Below are 21,624 nucleotides of genomic sequence, written 5' to 3'. Positions count from 1 at the left end.
CCGGGGGCTTCGCTGTCGAAGGGATCGTCCCCTCAGGACCTGCCTGCCGTCACAGGACGGGGCGCGGACCCGCGGGCGGGTCGTCGTGCGGACCGAGCGGCCCGGGCGGCGGGAGCGTGGGGCTGGTGCCGGTGCCGGGCGGGTAGTCACTGCCGCCCACGGTGCCGGGCGGCACGGGCTCCCCCGAGCCGGGCGGGGCCAGCGAGTCGCCGGTGCCGAGGCTGGAGCCGTGCTGGTGCGGGCCCGGCACATCGCCGCGCCACGCGCCGGTCTCGCCGCCGCGCGACTCGATGAACTGCTTGAAGCGTTCCATGTCGTTGCGGACACGGAGGCGTACGAGCTGCAGCCAGTCACCGGCGGTCTCGACGAACCCCTCCGGGTCGTACTCCATCTGGAGCGTGACCTTGGTGGTGTCCTCGTCGATGCGGTGGAAGGTCACCACGCCGGCCTGCCGAGGCTTGTCCACCGAGTGCCAGGCGATGCGCTCGTCCGGGTGCTGCTCGGAGATCTCGGCCTCGAACTCGCGCTTCACCCCGGCGATCTCGGTGATCCACGCGGTGCGCGTGTCCGTGAGCTGCTTGACCGACTCGACCCCTTCCATGAATTCGGGGAAGCTCTCGAACTGCGTCCACTGGTTGTAGGCGACCCTGACAGGAACGTTGACGTCTACCGAGTGTTCGATCGTGCTCATGGTGTTCGCCTCTGCCCCTGGAGGGCCGGCGCTAACGCCTGCGCAGCAACCAGTAGAGGCCCACGAACGGGAGCACGAGAGGGATGAACAGGTAGCCCTTGCCGTACACCGACCAGACCGTCGCCTCCGGGAAGGCGGCCGGGTCCAGGACGCTGGCCGTGCCGATGACCAGCACCCCGGCCAGCTCCACGAACAGCGCCACCAGCGCCAGCCGGCGCGCTCCGCGCGCCAGCGCGACCGTCAGCAGGATGTAGACGAGCGCGGCGAAGGCCGACAGCGCGTACGCGAGGGGCGCCTCGCCGAAGCGGGTGAGGATCTGCACCGTGGCCCGCGCCCCCGCCGCCAGCGCGAACAGCCCGTAGACGGCCAGCAGCGCCCGGCCCGGTCCGGTGCCGATGGACGGGGAGGTCACGGCATGCCCTGCCAGATCTGCAGCAGCCGCGCCGTCATCACCGCGATCGCGAACCCCGCCACGGTGAGGATCCCCGACCCCCACCGGCTCCGCTCGGCCAGCGCCAGGAACACCCCGGCGGGCGGGATGACCGCCTCGCCGGCGAGGTAGCCGAACAGCGTGCCCTTGGACACGTGCGCCCCCTCTCCCCCGGCGACCGCCGCGATCACGATGCCCGCCTGGACGAGCACGGCCACCTCCAGCACGGCGAACCCGATGAGCAGGACCATGCCCATGGGCCGGTCACGGATCGCGTTGACCAGGCTCGCCAGCGCGAGCAGCAGCGCGCCGGCGATGACGATCGTGGCCACGGTGGTGTTCATCGCGCAAAAGGCTATCGCCCGCCGTCCCCGCCCCCGGATCCGGCGGGACCACGGGGCCACGCGGCGGACGCGGGCGGCGCGAGGGTCCGTAGGATCGGAGGCATGGAGCGGATTCTGGTCAGCGCGTGCCTGATGGGCCGGCGGGTGCGGTACGACGGCGGGGCCAAGACGAGCTCCGACACGCGGCTGGCCGGATGGCGCGAGGAGGGGCGGCTGGTGCCGTTCTGTCCCGAGGTGGAGGGCGGTCTGCCCACCCCGCGTCCCGCGGCCGAGATCGAGGCGGGCGCGGGCGGCGCCGCCGTGCTGGCGGGCACCGCCCGGGTGGTGGCCGCCGACGGCTCCGACGTCACCGCGCACTTCCTGGAGGGCGCCCGGTCGGCGCTGTCCGCGGCCCGTTCCTCCGGGGTACGGCTGGCGGTGTTGAAGGAGGGCAGCCCGTCCTGCGGAGCGCTGTCGATCTACGACGGCGCCTTCCAGGGGAAGCGCGTGCCCGGTCAGGGCGTCACCACGGCGCTGCTGGAGGCCAACGGCATCCGCGTCTTCACCGAGGAGCAGATCGCCGAGGCCGCCGCCTACCTCGACACCCTGGAGACCGGCGGCCGATCGCTCTGACGGCCGTCAGGAGACCTGGGAGGCCGGCGCCGTCCACGTGTTGCACGCCCCCGGGTCCCCCGCGGCGTACCCGCGCCTCATCCACCGCTTGATGGTGCCCGTCGTGCCGTAGTAGCGCGGCTCGCCGCGCCCGTCGCCCTGCACCAGCGACAGCAGGTCGTCCCAGTCGCGCCGGGTCCGCCGGTCGAGCGGCCACACGCTCTTCAGCCAGGCCGTGGCCAGGCATGCGGTCTGCAGGCTCTCGCGCCGCATCACCTCACGCCAGTGCGTCTTGTTCCGGTACGGCTCCTTCTCGACCGCCTTCGCAATACCGATCACATTCTGTACGTGATAGCCGTACAGTCCGGCGGTCATGTCCGCGAGCCACAGGTCGTACGGATTCGCGAGCCAGTCCTTGCCGATCTGGAACGCGATGGTGTCCGTTCTGTTGCAGTAGTACGCCATCGAATCGTAGGAGTCGGTCTTCATTCCGCAGTACTTCTTGGGAAGGCGGCTGTAATGCTTCACCCGGACCTTCCTGAACGGCAGTCCGGCGGCGGTGAGGTGCTGTTCCCAGGTGGCGTCGAGGCAGGCGGCGATGCCGTTGACGTAGGCCCGGGCGGACGCCCGGTCACGGGCCTTGACCGGCCGCTCCGCGCACTTCACCGTGGGCAGCGCGCCCTTGTCGTAGAGCGGGTGCGCGGTCAGTTCCGCGCCTTTGACGGGGGCCTCGGCCACCGCCGTCCCGGTCATCGGGAACGTCATCGAGAGGGCGGCGAGGGCGACGGCCGCGGCGGTCACGCGTAATCTCATGGGGCGCGACGATAAGGCCAAGATCATGCAGTGGGCAAGCGGATTAGCGGGAAAATTCCCGCCCTTTCCGAGAGTTGTTTTCCGGCGTCATTCCGTGGTCAATTCCGGCCCGCTCCGCCGGTGACGCGACGCCGCCCGCCGGACCGCGCCTCCGGGCGGCGCGCGAACGCCCCCTATCATCGGACGCCGGGGGGATCGGAATGTTGCGGGCGTTCTTCAGGACCGAGGCGGGCAGCACGAGCGTGCTGCTCGGCGCGACGCTGCTCGCGCTCGTGTGGGCGAACTCGCCGTGGAGCGCCACGTACGAGGCGTTCTGGCACATCCCCATGGGCCTGTCGTTCGGCGACGCCGTCTTCTCCCTCGACCTGCGCCACTGGGTCAACGACGGCCTGATGGCGCTGTTCTTCTTCCTGATCGGCCTGGAGGCGTCGTACGAGGTGCGGCTGGGCCAGCTCCAGGACCGGCGGCTGCTCGCGGTTCCCGCCCTGGCCGCCTTCGGCGGGATGATCGTCCCCGCGGCCGTCTACCTCGCGCTGAACGCGGGCGGGCCGGGCGCCGGCGGCTGGGGCGTGCCGATCGCCACCGACACCGCGTTCGTGCTCGGCCTGCTGGCCGTGGTGGGCGCCCGCTGCCCGGAGCCGCTGCGCGCGTTCCTGCTCACGCTGGCGATCGTGGACGACGTGCTGGCGATCATCATCATCGCCGTCTTCTACACCCGCGACCTGTCGGTGATCGCCCTGGTGGTGGCGGCGGTGCTGCTCGCGGCCATCATGACGCTGCGGTGGCTGCGGATCTGGCGGGCGCCGGCCTACATCGTGCTCGGGTTCGGCCTGTGGGTGGCCACGCTGGAGAGCGGCGTGCATCCCACGCTGGTCGGCATCGCGCTCGGCGTGCTGGTGTTCGTGTACGCGCCGAGCGAGTACAAGCTGCTGGCCGCCGGCGAGGCGGTCCAGGGGCTCACCAGCGACCCGAACGCCCGCGCCGCCCGCGAGGCGGCGCGCAAGGTGCGGATGGCCGTGTCGGTGAACGAGCGGCTGCAGCTCCAGCTCCAGCCGTGGAGCGCCTACGTGATCGTGCCGCTGTTCGCGCTGGCCAACGCCGGCGTCCGGCTCGACGCCGAGACGCTGCGCCAGGCGGCGACCTCGCCCGTCACGATCGGTGTGGCGGCCGGGCTGCTGCTCGGCAAGTTCGCCGGGATCTCGCTCGGCACGTGGCTGCCGCTGCGCCTCGGCTGGGGCCTGCTGCCGGGCAACCTCGTGTGGGGTCAGCTTCTCGGCGGGGCGGCAGTGTCGGGCATCGGGTTCACGGTGTCGCTGTTCATCGTGGACCTCGCCTTCACCGACCCGGACGTGCAGGCCCAGGCCAAGATCGGCATCCTCGCCGGTTCGCTGCTGTCGGCGCTGACCGGCTGGATCGTCTTCCGGCTGGCGTGGGACCGGGGCGGCGTGTGCGCGCCGCCCGAGGCCGAGCCGGAGGAGGAGCTGCCCGTCCTGCTCGCCGAGCCGGTCGGGCCGGACGACCACGTGCGCGGCCCCGCCGACGCCAAGGTCACGATCGTGGAGTACGGCGACTTCGAGTGCCCCTACTGCGGCCGCCTGGAGCCGATCCTGGACGAGCTGCTCAGGAAACACCCGGACGTCCGCCTGGTCTTCCGGCACTTCCCCCTGCGCACCCTGCACCCGCGGGCCATGGCGGCCGCCCTGGTGTCCGAGGCGGCGGCGGGGAAGGGGAGGTTCTGGGAGATGCACGACGTGCTCTTCGCCAACCAGCGGTTCCTCACCGACGCCGACCTCGGCCGCTACGCCGCCGAGCTGGACGTGGAGCCGTTCCCGGACGTGCCGGCACAGGCGGCGCGCATCGCCAGGGACGAGGAGTCGGGCCGGGCGGGCGGCGTGCGCGGCACGCCGACGCTGTTCGTCAACGGCGTCCGCTACCAAGGTGGCCTGGATCTGGTGTCGATCACGCGTGCGGTGGAAGAACAGGAACAGTCCGTATAAACGGCACGAGCCCCAGTCACCGCGGAGAGCCACCATGGGCCTGATCTACAACGCCATAGCGTTCCTGTTATCGCTCCTTCCCGCCCTGGCGCTGATCACGGGCATCGTCCTGACGGTCCGCGCCCGGCGGGAACACGGCAAGGCCGCCACGATCGGCATGTGGGGCTGTGTCGTGCTGCTGCTCGCGCTGGTCCTGCGCCTGGTGTGGTCGATGCTGGTCGCCCAGGTGGTGAGCGCCGGCGGCATGGAGACCTTCCAGGTCGTCATGGTGCTGCACGGCGCGGTCGACGCGCTGCTCACCATGACGGGGCTCGGCCTGCTGGTCTGGGCCGTGGTCGCCCGCCGCCCGCGCCCCGGCCCCGAGGCGCCCCTCCCGCACCTCCCCTCCCCGCACGCCGCGGCCTGGCAGGCCCCGGCCTGGGAGGCCCCCGCTCCGCACCAGCCCCACACCCCGTACGGCCAGGAGCCCCGATGACCGCCGACCGCCCCCTCCCGGAGGACCCCGACGCCCGCAAGACCGTCCACATCCCCGTCCCGGCCCAGAGCCCGCCCTCCGATGAGCAGGCCCCGGCCGAGCCGCCCCGGCACACCCCGCACCCGTCGCTCGCGGAGGACACGGGCACGCGCCGCCTGCCGTACACGCCGGACATGCTGCCCGACGTGCCGGTGTTCGAGGCCGAGCCCGCCCGCTCGCCGGGCGTGCGCTGGGTGCTCGTGGCGGGCGGCGCCCTGCTGGTGCTGGCCGCGGTGGCCCTGCTCGTGATCCTCTGGGCCGGCCAGCAGTAGACCGGCCCGGCGGACGGGGATCAGGCCCGGGTGAAGTCCATCGTCCAGTTGGTCTCCCAGGTCTGCTCCCCGTCCGTCGAGAAGGCCTGCTCCCAGCGGCAGGAGTCCGGGCCGTGGACCAGCCAGACGAACCGGCAGCGCACGGGCGTGCCCTCGTGCTCGTCGTCGGCGTAGAACTCGCCCCGGTTCCCCGCGAACCGGCCCACCACGGGCGGCAGGTCGAGCACGCCCCGGGCGCTGCTGGCCCAGTAGATGGACCACAGTTCCGTGGCGGGGTTGAAGATCCGGACGGTCAGCCCGGAGAAGCCCTTCGCGGGGAAGGCGATCTCGTCGACGTTCGCGGCGCCGTCGAAGTGCCGTCCGCAGGTGGACCGGCCCGGGAACTCCTCCCACGCGTCGCTGCCGGTGAGCCTGCTGACGAGGCGGCGGCTGCGGACGTTCCAGGTGCCGATGAGGAAGTCGAAGTCGTTCACGCGGCCGAACCTATGACCAGGTCACTGACAGGTAGTGTCAGCGGATGCGCGCCTCCCGTCTCGTCTCCATCCTGCTGCTCCTGCAGACCCGTGGCCGGCTGACCGCGCGCGAGCTGGCCGAGCGGCTGGAGGTGTCGGTGCGCACGATCTACCGCGACGTCGAGTCGCTGCACGCCGCCGGCATCCCCCTGTACGGCGACGCGGGCCCGAGCGGCGGCTACCAGCTGCTCGACGGCTACCGCACCCGGCTGACCGGGCTGACGGCCGACGAGGCCGAGTCGCTGTTCCTGGCCGGGCTGCCCGGCCCGGCCGCCGAGCTGGGGCTGGGCGCGGTGGTGACGGCCGCCCAGCTCAAGCTGATGGCCGCGCTGCCCGTCGAGCTGCGCGACCGGGCCGGCCGGATCCAGGAGCGGTTCCTGCTGGACGCGCCGTCGTGGTACCGCGACGCCGAGCCGGTCACCCATCTGCCGGCCGTGGCCGCCGCCGTGTGGGAGGAGCACGCGCTACGGGTCAGGTACCGCCGCTGGAAGGCGCCACAGGAGGTGGACCGGCGGCTGGAGCCGTACGGGCTGGTGGTCAAGGCCGGGCGGTGGTACGTCGTGGCCCGCTCCGGCGGGCAGGTGCGCACGTACCGGGTGTCACAGATCCTGGAGCTGCATCCGCTGCGCGAGGAGCGCTTCGTCCGCCCGCCGGACTTCGACCTGGCGGCGCACTGGGAGGCGTACCGGGCGGAGTTCGAGGCCCGGCTGCGGCGCGGCGAGGCCGCGGTGCGGCTGTCGCCGCGCGGGCTGGAGCGGCTGGCCGACCTCATGACGCCCGGCCTCGTGACGGCGGCCCGGGCCACGGCCGGCCCGCCGGACGCGGAGGGCTGGACGCGGGTGACGGTGCCCATCGAGTCGGTGGACCACGCGACGGGCGAGTTCCTGCGGCTGGGCACGGACGTGGAGGTGCTGGAACCGCCGGAGCTGCGCCACGCGCTCGCGGCCACCGCCGACGCCCTCGCCGCCCTCTACGCGGCCCGGGACGCGCCTCACCCCGCAGGCCGGGACGCGCCTCTCGGCACGGGCCGGGACGCGTCGCGGTCGGCCCGTCAGCCCGGTTCCGCGGTACGGCGCATCACGTGGAAGCGACGCGTGACCTCGTAGCCCGCCTTCGCGTACAGGCGGGCGGCGGGCCCCGTCTCGCCCGTCCACAGGAACCACGACGAGTGCAGCCCCTCGGCGCGCATCATGGTCATCGCGCCGTGGAGCAGGATCGCGCCGATCCCGGTCCCCCGCTCGGCCGGGTCGACGCCGAACGGCCCGAACCGCTCGGCGATCCCCCGATAGGCCCCGTACGCGGCGAAACCGACGATCCCCTCCCGCGCCCCGCTCTCCCGACCGACGATCCCCTCCCGCGCCCCGCTCTCCCGACCGACGATCCCCTCCCGCGCCCCGCTCTCCCGTACGGCCACGAGCAGCCGCGCGGGGTTCCCGTGCCGCCTGATCGCCTCGCCCCACTCGGGGGTGAACACCTCCGCCGCGAACCGGATCAGCTCCGGCAGCTCCCCGTCGAGGGGCCGCCGGAAGCGGTAGCCCTCGCTCTCGCGGCGCTCGCGGAGCGCGCGCACGACGTCGGGCGTGACGTACGCGGCCAGGCCGTGATCCATGGCGACCGGCCGGGAGAACGTCTCGAACCCCGCCTGCCGCAGCAGCGCGCAGCCCGCCGGATAGCGCTCGGGGTCGGCGCCCGGGAGCACGTAGTGGGGCGTGTAGCAGGCGAACTCGACGCGGGTGCGGCCGTGGCCGGCCAGGAAGGCGAGGACCTCGTCGAGGAGCCGCCGGCCGAGCCCGCCGCCCCGGTGCTCCGGCGCCACGAACAGGAACGGGATCCAGCCCGTCTCGGGCTCCAGCCCGGTGCCGGGAGCCGGCGGCGTCAACCGGCGCACCGCGTACGCGCACCCGGCCACCTCCCCGGCGTCCGTGACGGCGACCCGCAGGCCCTCGGGGTCGAAGTTCGGGTCGAGCAGCACGCAGTCGCGGAACCAGCCGGGGGTGGTCGGGTCGGCCGGCATGGCGCGGTTCCAGGCATCGACCAGCGCGCCCTCGTCGCCCGCCGCGAAGCCCCGTACGACGGTCATCGGCAGGCCCCTCCGGGGCGCGCGGGCGCGATCATGACGCCAGCCTCCCAGACCCGCCACCCGCCCCCCAAGATCCGTTACGGCTCCGTTACGGACGCGCTGACGCAACGGGCGGGCGGGGATCGGGTGGCCCGGAGCCGCAGGAGGCGCCCCCTCAAGCGAGCCCGTCAGGCGCCCCCCTCAGGCGGCGCGCAGACGCAGCGGGCGCGGATATCCGCTGATCGCCACGGGTGAGCGCCACGGCTCGTGGACGAACCGCACCGGCACGTCCGCCAGCTCGGGCACGTACCTGCGCACGTACCCGCCGTCGGGGTCGAAGCGGTTGGCCTGGCGGATGGCGTTGAAGCCCCGGTTGGGCCGCGTGTCGTTGCCCGTGCCGGCGACCCACTGCCAGTTGCCGGAGTTGTCGGCCACCTCGCCGTCGAGCAGCAACTCGAAGAAGTGCGCGGCGCCCGCCCGCCAGTCGACGCCCAGCTCCTTGACCAGGTAGCCGGCGGTGATGAGGCGGGCCCGGTTGTGCATCCAGCCCTCGGCGCGAAGCTGCCGCATGCCCGCGTCCACGATGGGCACCCCTGTCGCGCCCTCCTTCCAGGCGGCCACGGCGTCGGCCTCGTCGCGCCACCGCCGGCCCCTCGGCCGGTAGTCGCGGCGGTTCAGCTCGGGGAAGGCCAGCGTGACCTGGTGGTGGAAGTCGCGCCAGCACAGTTGCCTGACGAACTCCTCTCCCGGCAGCCCGGCGAGCTCCAGCGGCGACAGGCAGCCGAAGCGGATGTACGGGCTGAGCCGGGAGGTGCGGTCGGCGGCCATGTCGTCGCGGTCGCCCGCGTATCCGGCCAGCCCGTCGCGGACCCACCGCTCCAGCCGTGCCCGCGCCTGGCCCTCCCCGCCCCGCGCACCGTCCGGAGGGGCGTCGTGCGGCGATCCGTCCGGGATGTCGCCCGGGTCCAGACCGGGCGGGAGGGTGACCGAGCCCGGGACCTCCGCGGCGGCCCGGCGCCGCGCCGCGGACCACGCGCGCCAGTAGGGGGTGAACACGCGGTAGTGGTCGCCGCCCCCGGCGGGCAGCAGCTCACCGGGCGGGACCACGGTGACCCCAGGGAACGTCCGGAACGCGAACGGCCCGTCCGCCAGCCGCCGCTCCCTGTCCCGGGCCAGCGCGCTGACGTCCGCGGTGGCGTGAACGACCGCCGCCCCGGTCTCGCGGGCCAGCCGCACCGTCTCGGCCACCGCGTCGCCCCGCCGCACCACCAGGTCGCCGCCACGGGCGCGCAGCGCTCCCCGCAGGTCCCGCAGGCAGTCCAGCAGGAACGGCAGGCGCCGCCCGGCGGGCACGGCCGGGTCGAGCACGAACAGCGGCACCACGTGCCGCGCCCGCGCACACGCCTCGGCCAGCGCCGGATGATCGTGTATCCGCAGATCCCGGTTGAAGAGCACGATGGCGGTGTCCATACGGGGGTCTTCGGAGCCGGGCCGCCGCCGGTTGCAACCCACGACTCGGTGCTGCGGCGTAGGTGACGATGATTTATACAAGTGATTTGGAAGAATCAAGTCAGATGCGGGGGTTCGGCTGGACCGGAATGCCCGCCGCTTCAAGCTTAATCTTCGCCAAGAGTAGTTGTCTTGCTACATAAAGCTATATTGGCAGTATGCAGTCGACATAGATGAAGTGTTCCCAGCAGTTGTGGACAGCAACACGCAGTCCGCCCCTCGTTCAGTGTGATCTACGCCACAGGGGGCGTGGCTCGCATTTTCGCAATGATCTTTGATATAACAGCCCCAAGTACGGCTGAATTAACGCGAGATTAACGATCCGGAACACCGTCCACACAGGACCGCACCCCAGCTTCGCCGAGATCTGAACAGTCCGACGAACTGGGCAATCGACTTTCACGCAGTCCCGCCGCCTCCTCCGGCCTGTGCATTTGACGCGACGCTGTGGCCAGCGGCGTCCATGGGCTGCGAAGTGGCGCTGTAAGCATGGGAGAAATATTGGCAAGGCGTTTGTGTGTCGCATCCGGCGGCTCCGGTGACCTGATCGCCGCCTGGGCCCTGTCGCAACTGCCCTCGCTGGACCGAACGATCGCCTTCGCTGCTCCCATCTGGGAGCGATCGATACTCGACCCGCATCCTGGGCCAAGGGGGCCTGAGGACCTGTCCGGCCTCGGCCCAGATCCTCGCGGCTGGCTCATATCTCCTGCGACGTCCCTTCCCGGCGGATGGTCGCCGCTGCCGAAGTTCGTCGAGGTCTCTGGTGCCGAGGTGTTCTTCCTGGACGTCACCGTGGGGGTCGAGGAGTTGGGTCGGCAACTGTCCACGCTGTGTGATCACGCCCAGATCGACCTGATCGAACTCGTCGACGTCGGCGGCGACGTCCTTGCCACCGGAGACGAATCGGGATTACGCAGCCCTGCCCTTGATGCGCTGCTGCTGGCCGCATGTGACGTGAGCGGTCTGAAAGCGGTAGTGACCGTGGTCGGTGCCGGCTTGGACGGAGAGTTGTCCCTGAGGGAGTTGAGGCAGGCCCATAGTGAGCTTCCCCTGATCAATGAGCGAGTGATTCCGCGCAGCGTGGCGAGCCGTACGTACGGGGATCTTGCCTGGTTTCCCAGCGAGGCGAGCTTGATGATGCTGCTCGGCAGCCAGGGACTCATCGCCACGGTGGACATCAAGGCCGGTCTGGCCCCCGTGGTCCTCGATCGTGGGGCTGCCATCGCGCGTACATACCCCCTTGAAGATGTCGTCCGACGTAGTCGGCTCGCCCAGGCAGTGCGACATGCGGCGTCCTTCGACGAGGTCGGCGCCGCCTTGTCCAGAGCGGGACAGATCTCCGAGATCGCCAGCGAGCGTATGTTTGTGAAACGGGACGCCACTCCCCCAACTGTCGCCGAAGTGTCTGCCATGCTCGCGCAGTTGGACAATCGAGTCACACACACGAGTCTCCGGCGCTGCGCCTCCATCTATGGCGCGTCGAATCGAGCTCACATTGATGCTCTCGACGCGAAGATCCGACGCAATTTCGCAGCCGCCTATCATAAACCCTTGGTGCCGACCTTCCTGCTGCAGGAGTACGGCGTCGAGCTCCACGCGGATCTGGGCCTCGACGAAGGACCCACTTCGAGCATGGAGGCTGCCCAGTGAACGTGGCGCCTGCTCAGTTCCACACATTCCTCCACCCGGCAGACTGTGCTGTCCGTGGTTGACCGCATCACTCCGAAGCACAACCGCGCCCGGTGCGTCCAGATCGAAGCGCGCCACCTCATCGAGTCGGACCCCGCGACGACGGAAGCGTTGTTCGCGGCTCATTCCGGCGACCATGTGCTCATCTCCGGGACGCGCGAGGAGTTCACCCTCGACGCCATGGAGGATTGGGCTGTCCTGGCCGGCAGGTACCAGGTGGCCTGGGGAGTGATGACCGGCGTGGTCCCTAGGGAAGAGGGTTCCAGCTTCCCTAGGTCGGGCGCTCTCTTGATCGAAGAGACGAAAGCACGCACGCTTGACGGTGAACATTGGCCCAGTCCCGCCGACGCACTGCGTCAGAGGTGGACGGCAATCGGCATCGTCGCTCACGGCGACGGCATGCACCTGAACCTCGGGCACAGCGTCTTGTGCGGGCTTCTCGGTCGCGCCGAACTCTCTCGCACGGGGGCGCCCCTGCCCGGGGGATGCTCCGATACGGCATGCAAGAAGGGTCGCGAAAAGCCGGTGGTCGTCCGGGCCCGTGACCTGGAGTGCGAGCTTCTCGTTCTGCTCTCCTGCACCAGCATGCTGTTGGCCGGGGAGCTCTACCCCAGTGACCTCGGTCTCGCGCATGCGGCATGGACTCGGGGAGCGGCGCGCTACGTGATCGGCACCACCCGGCAGACGGCGCAGGATCCGGAGGATTTCGCTCGGATCCTGCATGCGCTCAAAGCAGGCAAGACCATCGGCCAAGCAGTGCTCGAAATCAACCGCGGTACCGACATCGCCCAGCGTGGAGCACTGATCCTGCTCGGATCTCCCTACGGGGTTGTCTCGGTGACCACCGATGCCCGCCCGGGACCGCGACATGAAGCCGCCGACCCGATCGGCCCGGGCTTCGTGCAGGTCTTGGCCCGGTGCCATGACATGGAACGTGTCGAACGCGCCGTGCGATTGCTGGTTCGGCAGACGTTGGGCAAGACACACCCCCTGCTGCGCGCGACCGACGAAGCGCAAGCACGTCGGCGCAGGTTCGAGGAGGTGGCCTGGACTGCTCTGGCCTTTGCCCGACGTGGACGTCCGCTTCCCCCCACCGCGCGCGGCCGGGTCGAGCAATCCCACACGTTGTGGCAGCAGAGCATGGTGGATCTACTCCGTGGTGGTCTGCTCACTGAGTCGCGTCCAGGCGCCGCAGTCGGCGACATGCTGCAACCAGCTTTGGACTTATGGCTCTTGCCTGGCCATAGGCGACGCACAGCCTTGCGGTGCAGGCACTGCCATGGTCGCCTCCATCTGACCTCGTTGGCCATGTCGGCCGACAACCACGGCAGCCGGGCCCGGCTCGACTGTGCCGCATGCGGGACCACCGCGAGCACGGTGACCGCGACGTACCCCCGAGCTCCACTCACCTCAGTCCCGTTCACGGCGAGCGACGGGCACCCCGGCCAGGATGTCCGACTGACCTTGGACATCCCGCCATCGCCTATCGGACTGGGTCGGCGGGTTCTCGTTCAGGTACGCGATAAGTCCCGCGGTGAGCCATTACCCATCGTCGAATGGGATCTCGGCGCCGGAGCAACGACGACTCATCTCGACATCCCCCTCCCGGCGGATGGGGGAAGCGACATCTGCTCCGCGCGCGCGGTGGTCGTCGGCGACGGCGGGATCGATTTCTATCGCTGTGTCTTCTCGTCCACACGATCGGAGGAAAGCTGCTGATGCTGCGAACAACCAGAGTCGCGGACCTCACTCGCTTCGGCGACCTGGCCGAGGAGAAGAGAGTCATCCTTGGCGTTCCCAACACGGGCCGTCTGCTGGACGAAGTGGCCTCACTCACAGGATCGATCGTGGGAGAGGCTGGAGGCCGCAGCTTGAGGTTCGACACCGAGGACTTCATCGTCGTCTGCGCCCGCTCCAACGATCTCCCCTATCTGGCGGCCAACGGCCTGGCCGACCTTGTGATCACCGGCTTCGACTACGTGGTCGAAGCCGGTGTGGACCTCGTCGAACTTCACGACACCGGATACCAGCGGTGCAGCATAGGCCTCCTCGGCCCAGCCGAAAGCCATGACTGGCGCCGACACGAGGAAATCACGGTGGCCACCCAGTATCCCGCCATCGCGGAGCGATATTTCGACCAGCCGGGTCTGCCTTCGTGTGAGTTGCTGGTGGTCAGCGGGGCGGCCGAATTCTACGCCCGCACGGGCATCGTCGACCTGATCGTGGACGCGCACATGACCGGCATGACTGCCGCGGCCAACGGGCTCAGCTATCTCGAAACGATCCTGGAAACCTCGGGACGAATCTTCGCGAAGCCGAACTGGACCGAGTCGCCGAAGAACATCGAGGATGTGTGCCGGATGCTGACGCGATGACGCGTTTCGAGGCGGTCCTGCTTGCGGCAGGCGCCGGAACGCGCATGGGTGACTTGACGCTCACCGTTCCCAAGGCACTTTTGCCGTTGGGCGATCGACCCTTGGTCCAGCATGTCCTCAAGGAGGTGGTCGCTGCCGGTAGCGCGCATGTCCGGATCGTCCTCGCTGGAGGGACATCCTCGCTTGTGGCCGACCATCTGCGGCACCTCGCCGACCGCGGAGCGTCGGACCTGTCGGTGGGGTTCACGATAGAAGTCGTGGACCTGCTCACATCACCGGAGCCGGCCCAGGCACTGGCGATCTGCGGGCTGGACCGCGAGATGTGTTCACTCCTGGTCCACTGCGATGAAGTGGTACCCGCATCCATCTCACGCTCAATGGTGTCGCTGGCGGCCAAGACGGACCACGCGGTGACCGCGGTCTTCGATCCCGAGGCGACGACAGCACGCGTTGTCCGCATGACATCGGTGCACGACACGGCATACAGACAGCGAACGCATCCAGCCGATGGCCGCCGACTGGTAGGCCGGATGGCCCTTCCGCCTCGTCTGGTCGCACGCTTGACCGGCGGCACTTTGGCGGCAACGACGCTGGTGAACCTGACCGGGTTGATCCTGGAAACAGGTGACCCCGTGTTGGCCGTCGAGTGGCCCGGACCATATCTGGATGCTGGAGAGCTGTGGCGGTACACAGCCATGTGGAACAACGAGATCACGGAGCTGCTATGACCAACGCCACGATGTCGCCCAGGCGGAGAGGGATGCTTGCCGCGTTACGTCACCGTGATTTCACGATCGTGATGGCGGGCCAGTTGGTCAGCGCAGTGGGCGATGGCGTGGTGCCCGTCGCAGTGGCCTTCGCCCTGTTGGAGCAGGGTGAGGGAGCAGCGGCGATCGGCGGCCTGCTCGTTGCACGCAGCATCGCCATGCTCGTCGCCCTGTTGGTGGGTGGGGTGATCGCCGACCGATTCCCCCGAACGAAAGTGATGATCAGTGCTGACCTGGTTCGTGTGGTCGCGGTGCTGTCGATGCTCGTCGTGCTGTACACGAACGGGTCGGCGATTCTGATCAGCATATGCATGCTGGTCTTCGGCTTGGGCGAGGCCGTCTTCCGTCCAGCGTTCCGCGGTCTGTATCCGCATCTCCTCTCGGAAGAGCTTTTTCAGTCGGCGAACGCGCTCGGCTCCATGGTGACGCGTACCGCGGCCATCGCGGGTCCTGCGCTCGGGGGCATGCTGGTCGCATTCGTTTCATCGACGGCTGCGCTGTGGTTCGACCTGTTCACGTTCGCCGTCAGCATCGCAACCCTGGCGATGGTCCGCAGCCCCGTGACCGGGAATCCGCCCGCGAAACGGCCTTGGGAGGATCTGGCCGACGGCGTCAAGGCGGTTGCCCAGCGGCGCTGGCTCGGGCTCGGAATGCTCGGCGGCCTGATCCAAGTACCGCTCTCAGTGGCTCCGTGGTTCGTCTTGCTGCCCGTCGTCGCCCAGCAAAATTACGGATCGGTGGCGCCTTACGCCACGAGCATGAGTGTGTTCGCCATGGGAGCCATTGTGGGCGCTCTTATGGCGTCCCGTATTCATACGAGTACTCCAGGCGTACCCGCCATGATCGGAGTCGCCGCCTTCTCGTTGGTCATGGGTGCGATGCTGTTCGATGTTCCTGTTGCCGTACTTCTGGCGGCCCACTTCCTCGCCGCCGTCGGGCTCGAAATCTACGGTGTGTTGTGGGCAACCGCCTTGCAGCGGGATGTGCCCAGCGAACTGCTGGGCCGTGTCACCGCGCTCGACATGATGGCGAGTTCCTTGCTCACCCCCATCGCATACGCGGCTGTGGGGGCCTGGGCGCAAGCCGGCGATCCAGAACTGCTGCTCGCCATCGGCGGCGCTTCATGCCTGCTGACCTCGTTGCCGCTGCTCATCGATCCATCCGTGCGCAAGCTTGCGCGGGTGACACCGTCCGGCCGAAGGCGACCAGCATCCGTGGGATGAAACACACAACAACCGGAGGCAAGGAATGGAACTACCGAACTCGCTCATCGTCGAGCCGCTCACCCGTGAGACACGGCTGTCCGAGGTCCGGCGGAGCAAGGGATGGCGCCACCCGCTGGCCGCGTTCGCAAAGAGGATCTCTCTCAAGGAGATCTGCGCGGAGGTCCTCCAGTCACAGACCCTCCTCAGCCGCGTAGCAGCCAGTTCGTACCGGCACTCGAACGGATTTGACAAGATCATCATTTGGCGCGACGAGAGTGATGCGCTGATCAAGCTGGACGTTTGGTGGGAGGGGGACACTGATTGGGGCCTCATCCACAACCACCGATTCGACTTCTCCTCCTATGTCCTCAAAGGTTCGCTGCAACTTCGGCACTATCTGGCTGCCAAACCCACCGAGGACAACGCGGTCGACGTATACCAGCTCTCCTTCCGCCAAAGGCCAGAAGAACTCGTCCCCACGCGTAAGGGGATGCTGCTCACCTGGGAAGGAACCATGCCTGCCGACGGCTACTACGACATGGAATGCAACATGTTCCACCAGGCCACGGGAACAGCCGGGACGGTCACAGTAACGCTCGTTGTTCAGGGCGGAGCCAGGCGTCCGTACTCCGAGATCGTCAGCGACACCCCTTTCGTCGTGGAGACAGCCGACATGGCAGCGGTCGAGGAGACACCCAGCGCGGCCAGACGAGTCAGGCTGAATCGCTTCACCGAACAGGAGGTCACATCCAAGCTTGAGCGCCTCGCGGAACTATGAGGGGGCGGCTCGCTTCGAGGGGACCCTCATGTCATTAGAGATCCCGAAAGTAGGCCGATGCTCGTTCTGCACGTATTTGCAGATGGAAGCTCACTGGGTTCCTCTCTGGGCCACCTCTCATGCCGTGTCGATGATGAACGCCCGGCAACGGACCCGCGGATGCATCATCGTCGTTCCCCGCCGGCACCTTGAACGTGCTGGCAGTCTGACTGCCACCGAGGCCACCCATTTGGCGCTGCTCATCCAACGGTCAGGGCAGGCTCTGCGCCGCGCCTTCGGCCCGGCGGGCATTCACTATTGGTGGTCGGTGGGGGTACTGGCGACTCAGAGCGAACCCCATTTCCATGTCCAGGTGGTGCCCCGCTACGAAGGCATTCCGTACCACTACGCCGCGACAGCCACCCTGCCCAGAGCCGAGGCTGGCACCCTGCGCGGCATGAGGACCGCCCTGACAGCCGCCGAACGTCTGGTGCCCGACGGGTTGCAGACACTCGCTTTCGAGGCCGTCGACTGGGGCATCCGAGTTCACCAGCGGGACGGATGCCGGGTGTGGAAGCCGAAAGCGGAGCGCACCCGCGGATCGCTGGTGGTCGACCTTGACCGGCGGCACACCGACTTCTCTCACCTGGACAAGGACGACGTTGTGCCCTTCGTTTCCGTCCTGGCGAAACTCTGCGCGATGTACGAGACCGACAGCAACTGTGAGGGTGTGAGCGTGCAATGGGCCGAGGGGGCTCTGGCGGGCCAAACCTACGGCAGAGTGCACGCCGAAGTGATTCCACGGCGCAACGATGACGGATTCAGTTGGCTGCCGCTGCGCGATCTGCTCGAAACAGTCGACTCTCACACGCCCACGCGCGCGCAGCACACCACGGCCGAGTCCTTACGGATTCGCTTGAAGGGAATGCTGGATGAACACGGCTAGGCAGAATACCCCTTCGACCACCCAGCACTGGTCCCAGGAGTACTACAGGGAAGGGTCCTGGTATGCGCGATCCGTGGCGGGGCTTCTCACGCCCGAACGGACCTCCCGCGAGATCGACTTCCTCGTGCGGTCATGCATGTTGCGCACCGGCTCGCACGTGCTTGATCTCGGTTGCGGGGAAGGACGTCACCTGCGCGAGTTGGGCAGGCGTGGGGTGCGCTCGACGGGCATCGACCAGAGTCCATCCAGCGTGGCGGCAGCGCGCAGCGCCTGCGCAGGGCTCCCCGTGGACGTGCTGGTAGGCGATATGCGGACGCCTTCAGACGGGACCTACGATGCGGTGGTCTGCTTGTTCAACACATTTGCCCTCATCGAGCAGCATGAGGTGCCAGAAGTTCTGGCCCGATGGGCCCGGCACCTGGACACGGGCGGACATCTGGTCCTCGACGTCTGGAATGCCGACGCCATCCGAGCGGAGCCGCAGCGTACGCGAAGAAGCTGGCAGACCGACGACATGCGCGTACAAGAGGATCGCACCATCGCGAATGCCGGCCATGCGCTGCGCATCGACTACTCCTATACGGACGGCACCAGCCACGCGGCATATTCAGCGGTCTTCGAGCTGTACACCGCAGCCGAGCTCGAGGCTTTGCTGGCAGAGGCGGGTCTGACCATGGCCTCTGTTCACGGAACGCTGACCGGGGACCCGCTTGACCCGCGGTCGAGTCCGCGGGTTGTCGTCGTCGGGTTGAAACGGTGACCGAGCTCGCCCGGACCCGGGATGCGGACGGACGCATAGTTGTGGCGGGAGGCGGAGTAGCCGCGCTGTCCTCGGCGCTGTTGCTGGCGCAGACCGGCAGGGAGGTGGTGCTGATCGATCCCGCTCCGCCGTCCGCGTCCGGCGAAGACCCGTCCACGTCCTGTGTGGCGCAAATCATGCATCCCCACGGGATACTGAGCCAGGGGCTGGCCATGCTCAGCGAGCACCTGCCCGCGGTCCTTGGGCGGTTGCTGAAGGTCGGCGGCACCATGGTGAACCTTCTCGAAGGCGATGGGCCACCCGTTGACACGGTGCTCATGGAGCGCTGGATGCTCGACGCAGCCCTTCGCGCCGAAACAGCCCAGGCGAGGGCGGTGCGCATACTGGCCGATTCCCGCCTCACTGATGTCACGGCGGCCGGGCAGATGGCATGCGCGCACGTGCGGGGGCGGCTCGGGGGCTCGACGACCTTGACCGCCCGATGTGTGATCGACGCGACAGGCACGCACCGACGCACCTGGTCGGCGGAGTTCACCACCATCAGGGAGCACCACGGGTCGCCCCGCGACTTTCACTCGGTTCGCTACAAGCTCATGCCCGGTGCGCGGGTGCCGCCACTGTCGCGAGTGGTCACAGGGCGCGTGACTCTGCCTGACGACACAGAGGCATCCATCATCCGAGGCCCCCGTGACACTTTTCACGCGGTCGTGGCATGCAGCCGGCACTGGCCCATGCGACGGCATCTCAGAGATCCCGCGTTCCACGCCTCGTTCTTCCGCGCTGTTCCCGGTCTGGGAGCGTGGACGCTTCCCGAATCGAGCACGCCGATGTCATCCGTCCTGAGCTTCGCCAGCATGGGCAATCACTGGATTGCCGTTTCCGAGCATGTGACGGCAGTCGTCCGTGCCGGAGACGCGTTGTTCACCACGAATCCCGCACATGGCCGCGGAATCAGCCACGCGCTGACGCAGAGCCTGATGCTGGCTCGCGCCCTCGGTCATAGCGAGGACATCCATACCGGTATCGCGACCTACCGCCACGAAGTGCACAAGCACCTTCGCCCCTGGTTCGACGACAGCGTGTTGCTCGACGACACCACGCCAAAGGGAGTCGCCCACCGGGCGCGACTGGCTCACGTCAGGAAGCTGGCCGCCGGAGATCCACTCCTGAACCGGATGACGGTTGAACGTCACCACCTTCTCCGAGACAGCACGCTTCCACCTCCGACAACGAGTTGAGGAACGGGAAAGCATGGACAAGTTCATCCAGGGGAGCACCGTCTGGCCAGAGGGCATCACGAAGATGCACCTCTACCTCGTCCCCGATCTCGAAGTGAACAAGGAGCTCGCGTCGTTGGTCCGGGACTGCCGGGCGGTCATCGACCGATACCCGGGCATCCAAATCGTGCCCGATCCCTGGTTGAAGGCGACCCTGCAGTTGATCACAGGAGTCACGGGGGCACAGGTCAACGCCTCCACACGGGAGGCGTTGAGTGACGCCCTCGCGGCCGCGCTCGCCGAGCTCGAACCCTTCACGCTGTCCGTGGGCCCGGCGCTCGCTGGCGCCACCGGAGTAGCGCTGGACTTGGACCAGGATCTACCGGGGCAGAGACTCTACGAGTGCTACGAGCGTGTGCGTGCTGCCATCGTCTCCGTCCTGGGAGACGGCGCGGTCGAGTATTCAGCCCTCCCTCCGCACCTAACGCTCGGCTACGGACTGGAGTCGTTCGACTCAGGGGTCGTTCAGGAGGCTCTCCGCCGGCAGGTACGCCCCGGGCGGGCAGCGTGGCTTCTCGATGAGATCTGGCTCGTGGAGGTGACGCAAGATGTGGTGCACAACCAATATCGCTGGCTTGCTCCGGCTCACCGCATACGACTCGGCGGCCGGTAACCGCGACGGTCATGCCCGCGGGACGGCCCCGCCTTCCGCTCCGACCAGAGAGCGCCACTGAAAAACATCCGGCCGAAGTCACGCGCTCTTTCGAAACAGGGTCGCGGTGAATTCGCGCGCCCGTAAATGGACGAAGACAACTCAAATCATTACTTGCAGAGAGAATCGGGCAAGTGTTAGCTTCGAGAAGTCCATCCGACAAGGCAGAAAGGAATTCACATGGACGAGAACTACCCTGAGATTGAAATGGTGGACGAGATCGAACTGGACGAGCTTCCGGCCATCACACCCACTCAATCGTGGTAACACCAGAGGTTCCGTAGCCTAGGCATGGGTGCAGCAGGAAGGCCGACAATCCCTGCTGCACCCATACTGGCGGAGCCTGCCCCGAGGGCCGGCGGACGATATTCTCCGAATAGCCTAATGAAGGGCCTGCGATGACCGACCTGGATGTCGTGGTTATCTCCAAAAATGAAGGTGCCCAGCTCCGAGGAACCGTAGACTGCTTACTGGACACAACCACGGACAGTGCGCGAATAATTGTCGTGGACGACGCATCGGATGACGCGAGCGCAGACTTTCTGACCGGCCCGGGGTACAGTGATGTGATCCTCACGAGGAACAAGACCACCCAAGGGATCGCCCGCGCCCGCAACATCGGCGCGAGGATCGGCAGCGCCCCTTTCATCGTGTTCTCGGACGCGCACAACCATGTGCAACCCGGCTGGTGGGACGGACTGTCGGCGACGTTCGCGCATGGCAGGGTCGGGGCCGCCGGGCCGGCATTCGTCTCGTCGGATGACATAGAAAGCCCTCGCGCCTACGGAATGAGTCTCATCGACTCGACGCTTAAGCCCGTCTGGCTGACCGAGTACCACCCGGGAATTCAGGACGTTCCCATCCTGGGGGGCGGATTCCTCGCTATCCGCAGAAACCTCTGGCGTGAATCCGGGATGTTCGACGAGGGCATGCGCGGTTTCGGATACGAGGATGCCGAGCTCTGCATGCGTATATGGCTGATGGGAATGGCATGCGTGGTGGTGCCCGACATCCTGGTCGCACACAAGTTCCGAGACTCCCCCAGCTATCACATCGATGAGAGCGCCTACGTGTACAACTGGCTGCGATTTGCCATGCTGCATCTCACAGGAAGAAGACTCTCGGTCTCTATGCGAACCGCAACCCTGCACAGGAGGTTCGCCGAGGCGCTGCAACTACTCCTCGACAGCGACATCGCAGCACGCCGGAGAAAACTGAATGCCATCAAGAGGCAGGACGACTCCTGGTTCTTCACGGAGTTCGGTATATCTCTCAACGACGACCGACTCCAAGAGACCCTGATGCAGCTCGTCCATGATTTCGGATACATCGCGATCCCGCAGGACCCGGGCAGCCTTGCGGCGGAAGACATCGTCATTGCGACCGAAAGAGGAAAAGTTCTCGACATCGGATATGCGAAAGACGTACTCGTCCAGCCATGAACGGACATGCATTTCGAATGCG

The 21,624-nt window shown here is 68.0% G+C and carries 23 protein-coding genes; 16 read left to right on the top strand and 7 right to left on the bottom strand.

Translation table 11 applies throughout. The features are described from left to right. Positions 1–49 precede the first annotated feature (49 nt). The 3 genes from HTZ77_RS03810 to HTZ77_RS03800 are packed head-to-tail and all read right to left on the bottom strand — an operon-like array spanning position 50 to position 1,465. On the bottom strand, positions 50–691 hold the full coding sequence (locus tag HTZ77_RS03810) for an SRPBCC family protein (protein ID WP_175588038.1): 642 nt from the start codon (positions 689–691) through the stop codon (positions 50–52). A 31-nt stretch (positions 692–722) separates the two neighbouring features. Next, a complete protein-coding gene (locus HTZ77_RS03805) occupies positions 723–1,103 on the bottom strand; it encodes a hypothetical protein (protein ID WP_175588037.1) in 381 nt (126 codons plus the stop codon). Then, the gene (locus HTZ77_RS03800; protein WP_175588036.1) at positions 1,100–1,465 is read right to left on the bottom strand and encodes a hypothetical protein; all 366 of its coding nucleotides are present in this window, start codon (positions 1,463–1,465) and stop codon (positions 1,100–1,102) included. The genes HTZ77_RS03805 and HTZ77_RS03800 overlap by 4 nt, the downstream gene beginning before the upstream one ends. Positions 1,466–1,567: 102 nt before the next feature. Here HTZ77_RS03800 and HTZ77_RS03795 point away from each other — a divergent pair, with 102 nt between their 5' ends. Next, entirely contained in the window at positions 1,568–2,077 is a 510-nt protein-coding gene (locus tag HTZ77_RS03795) for a DUF523 domain-containing protein (protein WP_175588035.1), read from the top strand. Between the two features lie 6 nt (positions 2,078–2,083). Here the strand turns inward: HTZ77_RS03795 and HTZ77_RS03790 are convergent, their stop codons facing one another. Further along, a complete protein-coding gene (locus HTZ77_RS03790) occupies positions 2,084–2,869 on the bottom strand; it encodes a neutral zinc metallopeptidase (RefSeq protein WP_175588034.1) in 786 nt (261 codons plus the stop codon). A gap of 200 nt (positions 2,870–3,069) precedes the next feature. Here HTZ77_RS03790 and nhaA point away from each other — a divergent pair, with 200 nt between their 5' ends. Genes nhaA through HTZ77_RS03775 form a run of 3 tightly spaced genes read left to right on the top strand, consistent with a single transcriptional unit; the run spans position 3,070 to position 5,652 of the window. Then, positions 3,070–4,866 (top strand): Na+/H+ antiporter NhaA, encoded by a 1,797-nt coding sequence (nhaA, locus tag HTZ77_RS03785; protein WP_175588033.1) that lies wholly within the window; start codon positions 3,070–3,072, stop codon positions 4,864–4,866. A 34-nt stretch (positions 4,867–4,900) separates the two neighbouring features. Then, complete coding sequence (locus HTZ77_RS03780) at positions 4,901–5,341, top strand: hypothetical protein (RefSeq protein ID WP_175588032.1); 441 nt, start codon at positions 4,901–4,903, stop codon at positions 5,339–5,341. After that, positions 5,338–5,652, top strand: coding sequence for a hypothetical protein (locus HTZ77_RS03775; protein WP_175588031.1), 315 nt, complete (start codon positions 5,338–5,340; stop codon positions 5,650–5,652). Before HTZ77_RS03780 ends, HTZ77_RS03775 begins: the two co-directional genes overlap by 4 nt. A gap of 20 nt (positions 5,653–5,672) precedes the next feature. On the opposite strand, the gene HTZ77_RS03770 is transcribed toward HTZ77_RS03775, so the two are convergent. Beyond that, a complete protein-coding gene (locus HTZ77_RS03770; RefSeq protein ID WP_175588030.1) occupies positions 5,673–6,125 on the bottom strand; it encodes a hypothetical protein in 453 nt (150 codons plus the stop codon). A 44-nt stretch (positions 6,126–6,169) separates the two neighbouring features. On the opposite strand from HTZ77_RS03770, the gene HTZ77_RS03765 reads away from it, so the two are divergent. Beyond that, the gene (locus HTZ77_RS03765; RefSeq protein ID WP_175588029.1) at positions 6,170–7,270 is read left to right on the top strand and encodes a helix-turn-helix transcriptional regulator; all 1,101 of its coding nucleotides are present in this window, start codon (positions 6,170–6,172) and stop codon (positions 7,268–7,270) included. Here HTZ77_RS03765 and HTZ77_RS47270 read toward each other — a convergent pair. Both HTZ77_RS47270 and HTZ77_RS03755 read right to left on the bottom strand, forming a co-directional pair. Further along, entirely contained in the window at positions 7,216–8,244 is a 1,029-nt protein-coding gene (locus HTZ77_RS47270; RefSeq protein ID WP_175588028.1) for a GNAT family N-acetyltransferase, read from the bottom strand. The two genes, HTZ77_RS03765 and HTZ77_RS47270, sit on opposite strands and share 55 nt — an antisense overlap. A 180-nt stretch (positions 8,245–8,424) precedes the next feature. Beyond that, positions 8,425–9,693 (bottom strand): cryptochrome/photolyase family protein, encoded by a 1,269-nt coding sequence (locus HTZ77_RS03755; RefSeq protein WP_175588027.1) that lies wholly within the window; start codon positions 9,691–9,693, stop codon positions 8,425–8,427. Positions 9,694–10,233: 540 nt separating this feature from the next. Between HTZ77_RS03755 and HTZ77_RS03750 the strand changes: the two genes are divergently transcribed. The 11 genes from HTZ77_RS03750 (at position 10,234) to HTZ77_RS03700 (ending at position 21,602) form a co-directional block, all read left to right on the top strand. Continuing rightward, the gene (locus tag HTZ77_RS03750; protein WP_175588026.1) at positions 10,234–11,382 is read left to right on the top strand and encodes a DUF1152 domain-containing protein; all 1,149 of its coding nucleotides are present in this window, start codon (positions 10,234–10,236) and stop codon (positions 11,380–11,382) included. Between the two features lie 54 nt (positions 11,383–11,436). Next, positions 11,437–13,140 carry a hypothetical protein gene (locus HTZ77_RS03745; RefSeq protein ID WP_175588025.1) on the top strand — a complete coding sequence of 568 codons (1,704 nt, stop codon included), beginning with the start codon at positions 11,437–11,439 and terminating at the stop codon, positions 13,138–13,140. Next, entirely contained in the window at positions 13,140–13,796 is a 657-nt protein-coding gene (gene hisG / locus HTZ77_RS03740; protein ID WP_175588024.1) for an ATP phosphoribosyltransferase, read from the top strand. Before HTZ77_RS03745 ends, hisG begins: the two co-directional genes overlap by 1 nt. Further along, positions 13,793–14,524: a nucleotidyltransferase family protein gene (locus HTZ77_RS03735; protein WP_175588023.1), complete on the top strand. Its 732-nt coding sequence runs from the start codon at positions 13,793–13,795 to the stop codon at positions 14,522–14,524. Before hisG ends, HTZ77_RS03735 begins: the two co-directional genes overlap by 4 nt. Then, a complete protein-coding gene (locus HTZ77_RS03730) occupies positions 14,521–15,786 on the top strand; it encodes an MFS transporter (protein ID WP_175588022.1) in 1,266 nt (421 codons plus the stop codon). The genes HTZ77_RS03735 and HTZ77_RS03730 overlap by 4 nt, the downstream gene beginning before the upstream one ends. Before the next feature lie 25 nt (positions 15,787–15,811). Then, positions 15,812–16,546, top strand: coding sequence for a hypothetical protein (locus HTZ77_RS03725; RefSeq protein ID WP_175588021.1), 735 nt, complete (start codon positions 15,812–15,814; stop codon positions 16,544–16,546). Positions 16,547–16,574: 28 nt separating this feature from the next. Continuing rightward, complete coding sequence (locus HTZ77_RS03720) at positions 16,575–17,471, top strand: HIT domain-containing protein (RefSeq protein ID WP_175588020.1); 897 nt, start codon at positions 16,575–16,577, stop codon at positions 17,469–17,471. 73 nt (positions 17,472–17,544) lie between these two features. Continuing rightward, positions 17,545–18,231: a class I SAM-dependent methyltransferase gene (locus HTZ77_RS03715; RefSeq protein WP_175588019.1), complete on the top strand. Its 687-nt coding sequence runs from the start codon at positions 17,545–17,547 to the stop codon at positions 18,229–18,231. Continuing rightward, positions 18,228–19,469, top strand: coding sequence for an FAD-dependent oxidoreductase (locus HTZ77_RS03710; RefSeq protein ID WP_175588018.1), 1,242 nt, complete (start codon positions 18,228–18,230; stop codon positions 19,467–19,469). The genes HTZ77_RS03715 and HTZ77_RS03710 overlap by 4 nt, the downstream gene beginning before the upstream one ends. Positions 19,470–19,482: 13 nt before the next feature. Further along, the gene (locus HTZ77_RS03705) at positions 19,483–20,121 is read left to right on the top strand and encodes a 2'-5' RNA ligase family protein (protein WP_175588017.1); all 639 of its coding nucleotides are present in this window, start codon (positions 19,483–19,485) and stop codon (positions 20,119–20,121) included. A 437-nt stretch (positions 20,122–20,558) separates the two neighbouring features. Then, entirely contained in the window at positions 20,559–21,602 is a 1,044-nt protein-coding gene (locus HTZ77_RS03700; RefSeq protein WP_175588016.1) for a glycosyltransferase family 2 protein, read from the top strand. Positions 21,603–21,624 lie beyond the last annotated feature (22 nt).

This window comes from Nonomuraea montanisoli (assembly GCF_013363975.1).
GTDB lineage: Bacteria > Actinomycetota > Actinomycetes > Streptosporangiales > Streptosporangiaceae > Nonomuraea > Nonomuraea montanisoli.
Note: the sequence above shows the minus strand (reverse complement) of the source record. Positions and strands in the feature narration are given on the sequence as shown.